Here is a 9,433-nt window from a genome sequence, read left to right as displayed (position 1 = left end):
GGTGAAGCCCGCCGGATGCCGGTCTGTCACCGGGTTGGCGGCCGCGCCCGGCGGGCTTCACCGCTCTGACCTGCCCCTTTCGGGTGGGTGCGGAGCGCGCCGTCGGTGCGGGTCCGCCGGGCGCTGATAGCCGTGGTCCATGCCGTTCACCTCCCGCCGACTGCGCGCCGCCCTGCTGGCCGCCGCCTCGGCCACTCTTGTCGCCGCGACGCTGCCCCCGCCCGAGCCGCTCGGTATCGGCGACCCGCTCTTCCCGTACCTCGGCAATCCCGGTTACGACGTACTGACCTACGACCTCGACTTCACCTATCGCGGTGACAACACCAAGCCCCTGGACGCCGTCACCAGGATCAGCGCGCTCACCACCCAGCGGCTGAGGCGGATCAATCTCGACTTCACCCAGGGCACGGTCCGCTCGGTCGAGGTCGATGGCGCGCCCGCCGAGTTCACGACGGCCGGTGAGGATCTGGTGATCACACCGGACGAGGCCGTCGACGAGGACGCGCGTACCTGGATCACCGTTCATCACACCAGCGACACGGACGGCAGGGAGGGCGGCTGGGTCCGTACCACCGACGGGCTGGCGATGGCCAACCAGGCCGACGCCGCGCGCCGTGTCTTCCCCAGCAACGACCATCCCGCGGACAAGGCCTACTTCACCTTCCGTATCACCGCTCCCGCGCGGCTGACGGCGGTCGCCAACGGGCTGCCCGAGGCGACGTCCCGCCGGGGCGCGACCACGACCTGGACCTACCGGACCCGTCATCCCATGGCCACGGAACTGGCCCAGGTCTCGATCGGCGACTCGGCCGTCGTCCACCGTGAAGGGCCGCACGGACTGCCCGTACGGGATGTGGTGCCGGCCGCCGACCGCGAGAGGCTGGAGCCCTGGCTGAAGAAGACACCGGGCCAACTTCGGTGGATGGAGCAGCAGGTGGGGCCGTATCCGTTCGAGACGTACGGCATGCTGATCGCGGGCGCCGACACCGGCTTCGAGCTGGAGACACAGACGCTCACCCTCTTCGAACGCTCGCTGTTCACCCGTCCCGAGTACCCCGCGTGGTACGTCGACGCGGTGATGGTCCACGAGCTGGCCCACCAGTGGTTCGGCAACAGCGTCTCGCCGCGCACCTGGTCGGATCTCTGGCTCAACGAGGGGCACGCCACCTGGTACGAGGCGCGGTACGCGCAGGAGTTCGCCAAGAAGTCGCTGGAGTCGCGGATGCGGAACGCGTATCTCCGCTCCGACACCTGGCGCGCGGCCGGCGGCCCTCCCGCCGCGCCCGAACCCCCGACCTCCGGGCACCAGATCAGCCTGTTCCGGCCGGTGGTGTACGACGGCAGCGCCCTGGTGCTCTACGCGCTGCGGCAGGAGATCGGCGAGGACGCCTTCGGGCGTCTGGAGCGCGACTGGGTGCGGATCCACCAGGACGGGACGGCGACCACCGCGGACTTCACCTCGCTGGCGTCGCGGATCGCGGGACGTGATCTGTCGGCCTTCTTCACGGCGTGGCTGTACGGACGGAGGACCCCGCCGATGCCCGGCCATCCGGACTGGCGCAGCGAGCCGCCCAAGGCCCAGCAGCCGTCATCCGGGGCGTCCCCGGGAGCGCCGTCGCCGGGGGCGCAGCCGACGGGAGCGCCGTCGCCCGGGGTGACGGCGCCCACCGCGTCCGCGGTCCCCGGGCGGACCGTGCCCGGGGACACCGCCCCGGACGCGCGGCACCGTCCGGGAGCCGTCACCGCGCCGTTCCTCATGGGACCGTCCGGCAACGGAGCGTGAAACCCGAGTGACGGCCGGGCGGAACCGTGTCACCATCGACATGTCGGCGACGCGGCCGGGAATCATTCCGGTTCGTCACGCGTTGTGACTGCTGTAACGGACTCTCATTCGACGTAAGGATCCAATGACCTCCTCTTCATCCCCTTCCCAGGACGCGCGGGATTCCGCGGACCTCCGCACGGACAGCCTTCGAGCCGATGCCCTGATGGAAGAGGACGTCGCCTGGAGCCACGAGATCGACGGAGAGCGGGACGGCGACCAGTTCGACCGTTCCGACCGTGCGGCGCTGCGGCGCGTGGCGGGCCTCTCCACCGAGCTGGAAGACGTCACCGAGGTCGAGTACCGGCAGCTCCGTCTGGAGCGTGTCGTACTGGTCGGTGTATGGACCACCGGGACCGTGCAGGACGCGGAGAACTCCCTCGCGGAGCTCGCGGCCCTCGCCGAGACGGCGGGCGCGCTGGTGCTCGACGGTGTGATCCAGCGCCGTGACAAGCCCGATCCGGCCACCTACATCGGCTCCGGCAAGGCCCAGGAGCTGCGTGACCTGGTGCTGGAGAGCGGCGCGGACACCGTCGTGTGCGACGGTGAGCTGAGCCCCGGCCAGCTGATCCATCTCGAAGACGTCGTGAAGGTCAAGGTCGTCGACCGTACGGCCCTGATCCTGGACATCTTCGCCCAGCACGCCAAGTCCCGGGAGGGCAAGGCACAGGTCGCGCTCGCCCAGATGCAGTACATGCTGCCGAGGCTGCGCGGCTGGGGTCAGTCGCTGTCCCGGCAGATGGGTGGCGGCGGCGGTGGCGGTATGGCCACCCGAGGCCCCGGTGAGACCAAGATCGAGACGGACCGGCGGCGGATCCGCGAGAAGATGGCGAAGATGCGCCGGGAGATCGCGGAGATGAAGACCGGCCGTGAGATCAAGCGCCAGGAGCGCCGGCGGAACAGGGTCCCGTCCGTCGCGATCGCCGGATACACCAACGCGGGCAAGTCCTCCCTGCTCAACCGGCTCACCGGCGCGGGCGTGCTGGTGGAGAACGCGCTGTTCGCCACCCTGGACCCGACCGTGCGCCGGGCCGAGACACCGGGCGGCCGGATCTACACCCTGGCCGACACGGTCGGATTCGTCCGGCATCTGCCGCACCACCTCGTCGAGGCGTTCCGCTCCACGATGGAGGAGGTCGGTGACTCCGATCTGATCCTGCATGTGGTGGACGGCTCGCATCCCGTGCCGGAGGAGCAGCTGGCCGCCGTGCGCGAGGTGATCCGCGATGTGGGCGCGGTGAACGTGCGCGAGGTCGTGGTGATCAACAAGGCCGATGCGGCCGATCCGCTGGTCCTCCAGCGGCTGCTGCGCACGGAGCGGTACGCGATCGCCGTCTCGGCCCGCACGGGCGCGGGAATCGGCGAGCTGCTCGCGCTGATCGACGCCGAACTGCCCAGGCCCGAGGTCGAGGTGGAGGTGCTCCTGCCGTACACCCAGGGCGGGCTGGTCTCGCGTGTGCACGCCGAGGGCGAGGTGCTCTCCGAGGAGCACTCCCCGGAGGGCACGGTGCTCAAGGCGCGTGTCCATGAGGAGCTGGCCGCGGCGCTCGCTCCCTATGTGCCGGTGGCCCGCTGACCTACGGACGCCGGCGCGGCGTGGCACGCACGCCGACATGGCGTGGAGACATGGCGTAGGGACGGCCGTACAGACGACAAAGGCCCGTCCCCCTCTCGCGAAGAGGGGGACGGGCCTTTGTGTCATGGCCGTCGGCCGGATGACCGACGGCCCGCGGCCGTCACTGGCCCGCGAACTTCTCGCTGACCCCGTCGTAGATGCCCTTGGCGACATCGCCGAGGCGCGGTCCGGCCAGCCAGCCCGCCGTGACCGGGCCTATGGAGGTGTTGGAGACCAGCGCGGGCTTGCCGTCCTGGCCGGCCGCGACCCAGCCGCCGCCGGACGAGCCGCCCGTCATGGTGCATCCGACGCGGTACATCGTCGGGTCCTGCGCGTTCAGCGACAGTCGGCCCGGCTTGTCCTCGCACTGGAAGAGCTTCTGGCCGTCGAACGGCGGCGCGGCCGGGTAACCGGTCGCCGTCATGCTCGCGATGTTCGGCGTGGCCGGGGCGTTGAAGTTCACCGGCAGCGCCGAACCGACCGTCTCCTCCAGCGACTTGCCGTCACCGCCCTTCTCCGGGGTGACATGGATCACCGCGAAGTCGTACGGAGCGCCCTGACCGCCGGTCGAGGCGCCCTGGGCTATCCACTGGTCGGAGGTCTGCGCCCAGTCGGCCCACCACACCCCGTGCGGTGCCACCTCCTCCTTGGCGGCGGCCTCCAGCGCGCCCGTCTCCAGGCCGTCGTTGTTGTACGAAGGGACGAAGGCGAGGTTGCGGTACCAGCCGCCGGACTTGCCTGCGTGCACACAGTGGCCCGCCGTCCAGACCATATTGGACCGGCCGGGGTTGGCCGGGTCCTGGACCACGGTCGCCGAGCAGACCATCGAACCGCTGGGCCCGTCGAAGAACAGCTTGCCCGCCTCGGCCGCGTTGTCCCGGTACGGCGTGTTCACCGGCTGCGCGGTGACCGGCTGCGGAGTCGGGTCGGTGACTCCCTCGTCGCCGGAGATGTCCTGCTCCGCCACGGGCCGCTCGGGCGGCTGCTCCGCGTCCCGCATCCGGTCCGGGTCCCAGAGGTCCTCGATGATCGGGTTGACGAAGTCCCTGGCCTCACGGAGCCACTTGTCCTTGTCCCAGTTCTTCCACTCGCCGCCGCGCCACTTGTCCAGATCGATCCCGTGCTCCTTGAGCCGGTCCTTGAGATCGTCGGGAATCGTGATCCTGCCGTCGGACGGCAGACCGCCGGAGTCACCCGGCTGCGTGGCGGCGCTCTCCTCACCCGTGCCGCAGGCGGTGGCCGTCAGCGCGAGCGCCACCGCGATCGAGGCCGCGGCCAGGGCGGGGGAGAATCCGCGCCGGGTGCTCCTTCCACGGCGTGCGGCGAGCGTCGGGCGAATGGGTCGCATGGCGTGATCCCCCTGGGACTTCGGAACGGTTCGGAACAGTTCGTACGGAAAGCGAACGACGAACCCCGGGTGTGGTGTTGAGGCCGGGGCAAGACCCTCCACTATGCCGGTGCCGAAGGGGACGGCGCACGGCAGGGCTCCGGTTCCCGGGGTCGCAACGATCTTTCGGCGGACCGTGATCCCCGGCTTTCCGCGTCGTTGGTAGGTACGGGGGGCCCGGCAGGCGTCCACCGTCGAACATTCGGCGGGCGGGCGCCGTACTGACATGCGACCGAACCGTGACAGCGGGAGGACCGAACGCCGTGGCCGTGACCGAACCCGCTCCGGCGGCGCCCACCGTCGCACACGAGGGCATTCTCCGGCGCCAGTCCCTGCGCGAATCGGCGGCCCGCACCTATGCGAGGTCGCTGCCCGTGGTGCCGGTGCGCGCACGGGGGCTGACGATCGAAGCGGCGGACGGGCGGCGCTATCTCGACTGCCTCTCCGGCGCGGGCGCCCTGGCACTCGGGCACAACCATCCGGTCGTCCTGGAGGCGATCAGGAAGGTCCTCGACTCCGGTGCCCCGCTGCATGTGCCCGATCTCGCCACGCCCGTGCAGGACGCCTTCACCACCGAGCTGTTCGCCACGCTGCCGCGGCGGTTCGCCGAGAACGCCCGGGTGCGCTTCTGCGGTCCCACGGCCACCGACGCCGTGGAGGCCGCCGTCGAGCTCGTCCGTGGTGCCACGGGCCGCGACGGTCTGCTCGCCTTCACCGGGGCACACCACGGGACGACGGCCGGCGCCCTCGCCGCCTCCGCTGGTGTCCAGGACGCACGGGTGACCCGGCTGCCGTATCCGTACGACTACCGCTGTTCCTTCGGTGTCGGCGGCGAACGCGGCGCCGAACTCGCCGCCCGCTGGACCGAGAGCCTCCTCGCCGACGCCGACGCCGACGCCGACGCCGCCGATGGCCCCGGTGGCCCGGTGCCGCCCTGCGCCGGAATGATCGTCGAACCGGTGCGGGGCGAGGGCGGAGTGATCCCCGCTCCCGACACCTGGCTGCGCAGGATGCGCGAGCTGACCGCGGCCCGGTCCATTCCGCTCATCGCCGACGAGATGGAGACCGGAGTGGGGCGGACCGGCACCTTCTGGGCGGTGGAGCACAGCGGGATCGTCCCCGATGTGATGGTGCTCTCCAAGGCGATCGGCGGCTCCCTTCCACTGGCCGTGATCGTGTACGACGCGGCCCTCGACCGCCGCCCGCCCGGAGACCGTACGGACACCTTCCGCGGCAATCAGCTCGCGATGGCGGCGGGCGCGGCCACCCTCGCGTACGTACGGCGGAACGGGCTCGCCGATCGCGCCGCCCTCCTCGGCGCGCGCATGCTGGGCCGGCTCCAGGGGCTCGCGGCGACCCACCACTGTGTCGGAGACGTGCGCGGCCGTGGTCTCATGATCGGTGTGGAACTCGTCGCCCCGGCGGCCGGTGACCCCGCGCCACCCGCCACCGCACTCGCCGCCGCCGTCCAACGGGAGTGTCTGAGCCGCGGTCTCATCGTCGGACTCGGCGGGCACCGGTCCTCCGTCGTACGGCTCCTCCCTCCTCTCACACTCACCGACGAACAGGCCGGTGCGGTCGTCGATCGCTTCGCCGACGCCCTGGCCGCCGCGGAGCGAGCCGCGCTCCGCCGGAGCGAAGCCGGTCTGTCCCACTGACCCCGGACACCCACAAGGAAGCCCGCGTGAACCCCACCCCCTCACCCGATGTGCCCGAGGCCGACGGCCGTTCCAGCGCCCACCCCGTGGGCCATGACCGAGGGCACGAGCGAGGGCACGACCCGGCCCGGGCCGCCCGTACCGCGGAATCCCCGACCGTGCCGCGGCAGCCGGAGGGCGGCTTCGACGAGCGACTCCGCACCGCGGCCGGACCGTTCACCGGCCCCACGGCGGCGGCCGACCAGCTCGACCATCCCGACCCGCAGAAGGCCGCCGACGCGGCGGCCACCGAGAATCTGCTCCGCTGCTGGGTCCGGGAGACGGATCTGCCACGCCCCGACGGCTCCGTACTGCGGATCCCGCTCGACGCCAGTGGCACGGCCCTTCTCGTGCCCGTCCGGTACTGGTCGGCCACCGGCTGGCACCGCTTCGGCATGCCCTTCCTGGAGAACGCCCCGCACAGCGCCCCCGCCGCCGACGCCGTCACCGTCGCCGCGCTCCTCGGCCGCGAGTCGGGCCGCTACCAGGGAGCCGACCTGGTCGGCCGGGTCGCCAACTCCCTCAACCACACCGCCGAATTCCTCGCCGACCGGCGCCGCCGTCCCGGCGCCGGCGCCGACCTCTTCCTCACCGCCGAGCAGTCACTGATCCTCGGCCACCCCCTGCACCCCACACCCAAGAGCCGGGACGGACTCTCCGAGTCCGAGTCCCGCCTCTACTCACCCGAGTTGCGCGGCTCCTTCCCCCTCCACTGGATGGCCGTCGACCGGTCCGTCCTGGCCACCGACTCGGCCTGGACCGAGCAGGGCCGGGTCGTCCCCGCCGAACTGCTCACCACCCGTCTCCTCGGCGATGTGCCGCTTCCCGGACACACCGTCCCGCTGCCTCTCCACCCCTGGCAGGCACGCGAGTTGAGGCACCGTCCCGCCGTCGCCGCACTGCTCGACGCGGGGCTGCTGCACGATCTCGGGCCCCAGGGCGCTCCCTGGCATCCCACCTCCTCGATCCGTACGGTCCACCGGTCCGGCGTCCCCGTCATGCTCAAACTCTCGCTGGGCCTGCGCATCACCAACTCCCGCCGGGAGAACCTCCGCAAGGAGCTCCACCGCGGTGTCGAGGTGCACCGGCTGCTCCGCGGCGGACTCGCCAAGGAGTGGCAGGCCGCGCACCCCGGCTTCGACATCGTCCGGGACCCGGCCTGGCTCGCCGTCGACACCCCCGACGGCGAAGCGGTCGCCGGACTCGACGTCATGGTGCGCCACAACCCGTTCGCCCCGGGCGACGACGCCGTCTGCATCGCCGGACTGACCGCGCCTCGTCCCTACCCCGGCCGCACCGGCACCCATTCGCGTCTGGCCGAGATCGTCCTCGCCCTCGCCGCCCGCACCGGCCGTTCCCGCGCGGCCGTGTCCGCCGAGTGGTTTCTGCGCTATCTCGACCAGGTCGTCCGCCCGGTGCTCTGGCTCGACGGCACGGCGGGCATCGCCCTGGAGGCCCACCAGCAGAACACCCTGGTGCTCCTCGACCCCGACGGCTGGCCCATCGGTGGCCGCTACCGCGACAACCAGGGCTACTACTTCCGTGAGTCCCACCGGCTCTCTCTGGAGCGCCGCCTTCCCGGTATCGGCTCGGTCAGCGACACCTTCGTCTCCGACGAGGTCACCGACGAACGCTTCGTCTACTACCTCGGCATCAACAACGTCCTCGGTCTGATCGGCGCGTTCGGCGCGCAGGGGCTCGCCGACGAGCGCGTCCTCGTCGCCGCCTTCCGCCAGTTCCTCGCGGGGGCCGAAGGACTCGGCTCGTCCCTGCCCGGCCGGCTCCTGGAACCCGCCACGCTGCGCTGCAAGGCCAATCTGCTCACCCGGCTGCACGGCCTCGACGAGCTGGTCGGGCCCGTCGACACCCAGTCCGTCTACGTCACCATCGCCAATCCGCTTCGCCGGTGAAGGAACAGAACCCGTCCGAACTGCTGAGAGGAGAGCGCTCCGTGCCTCCCACCGACGCGAGCGCCGAGACCGGAGCCGACGCCCCCCGGAGAACGGGCGGGGGCACCGAGGACACCCTCGACCTGCGGCTTCCCGACGAGCTCGTCGCGCTGTTCGGAGAGGACGGGCCGACGGCGGTCGATCCGTCGCCCGGCGCCGGCCCGGCCGGGGATCTGCTCGACAGCCCCGCCGGCTGGGGTCCCGCCGCGACCCCGGCCGGTGTATTCCAGCTCGTCCCGGTCCGTATCGAGCGCGACGTGCCGCTGGTCAGCCGCTGGATGAACGATCCCGCAGTCGCGGCCTTCTGGGAGCTGGCGGGGCCGGAGTCCGTCACCGCCGCCCATCTGCGACCCCAGCTCGACGGCGACGGCCGCAGTGTCCCCTGTCTCGGCGCCCTCGCCGGCGTTCCGATGAGCTACTGGGAGATCTACCGCGCCGACCTCGACCCTCTCGCGCGCCACTACCCGGCGCGCCCGCACGACACCGGAATCCATCTCCTGCTGGGAGGCGTCGCCGACCGCGGTCGCGGTGTCGGCACCGCCCTTCTCCGCGCCGTCTCCGACCTCATCCTTGATCACCGTCCCCGCTGCGCGCGTGTCGTCGCCGAGCCCGACCTCCGTAACACCCCGTCCGTCTCCGCCTTCCTCAGCGCCGGCTTCCGCTTCTCGGCGGAGGTCGACCTGCCCGACAAGCGAGCCGCTCTCATGGTCCGCGACCGCGCCCTTCGCGACCTGCTGTGAACGGTCCGCCGCCCCACCCGTACCGCTCGATCCCCATCGGTTCCATCCCGAGGAGTCCTTGTGCCGAAGTCACCTGCCACCCATGACTCCCCTGCCGTCCACGACGCCACCGCCGTCCACGACCCCCTCACCGCACCCGACTCCTCAGCCGCTCCCGGCTCCACCGCCCACGCTTCGCCCGCTCCCGGCTCCACCGCCCCCACCCCGCTGTTCTCGCCGCCCG

6 protein-coding genes are annotated in these 9,433 nt (G+C 71.8%); 5 read left to right on the top strand and 1 reads right to left on the bottom strand.

Annotated features, from left to right (window positions below; translation table 11 throughout):
* The first annotated feature begins 139 nt into the window (after positions 1-139).
* Entirely contained in the window at positions 140-1,783 is a 1,644-nt protein-coding gene (locus BFF77_RS27375) for a M1 family metallopeptidase (RefSeq protein WP_079125542.1), read from the top strand.
* A gap of 124 nt (positions 1,784-1,907) precedes the next feature.
* Positions 1,908-3,398: a GTPase HflX gene (gene hflX / locus BFF77_RS27370; RefSeq protein WP_066954905.1), complete on the top strand. Its 1,491-nt coding sequence runs from the start codon at positions 1,908-1,910 to the stop codon at positions 3,396-3,398.
* 160 nt (positions 3,399-3,558) lie between these two features.
* Here hflX and BFF77_RS27365 read toward each other — a convergent pair whose 3' ends face one another.
* Positions 3,559-4,785 carry a trypsin-like serine peptidase gene (locus BFF77_RS27365; protein ID WP_066954902.1) on the bottom strand — a complete coding sequence of 409 codons (1,227 nt, stop codon included), beginning with the start codon at positions 4,783-4,785 and terminating at the stop codon, positions 3,559-3,561.
* Positions 4,786-5,087: 302 nt separating this feature from the next.
* Between BFF77_RS27365 and BFF77_RS27360 the strand changes: the two genes are divergently transcribed.
* The 3 genes from BFF77_RS27360 to BFF77_RS27350 are packed head-to-tail and all read left to right on the top strand — an operon-like array spanning position 5,088 to position 9,210.
* Complete coding sequence (locus BFF77_RS27360; RefSeq protein ID WP_066954899.1) at positions 5,088-6,482, top strand: aminotransferase class III-fold pyridoxal phosphate-dependent enzyme; 1,395 nt, start codon at positions 5,088-5,090, stop codon at positions 6,480-6,482.
* A 26-nt stretch (positions 6,483-6,508) separates the two neighbouring features.
* Positions 6,509-8,431: an IucA/IucC family protein gene (locus BFF77_RS27355; protein WP_066954896.1), complete on the top strand. Its 1,923-nt coding sequence runs from the start codon at positions 6,509-6,511 to the stop codon at positions 8,429-8,431.
* Positions 8,432-8,472: 41 nt separating this feature from the next.
* Positions 8,473-9,210 (top strand): GNAT family N-acetyltransferase, encoded by a 738-nt coding sequence (locus tag BFF77_RS27350; protein ID WP_066954893.1) that lies wholly within the window; start codon positions 8,473-8,475, stop codon positions 9,208-9,210.
* Positions 9,211-9,433 lie beyond the last annotated feature (223 nt).

It is taken from the genome of Streptomyces lushanensis, from assembly GCF_001700515.1.
GTDB lineage: Bacteria > Actinomycetota > Actinomycetes > Streptomycetales > Streptomycetaceae > Streptomyces > Streptomyces lushanensis.
Note: the sequence above shows the minus strand (reverse complement) of the source record. Positions and strands in the feature narration are given on the sequence as shown.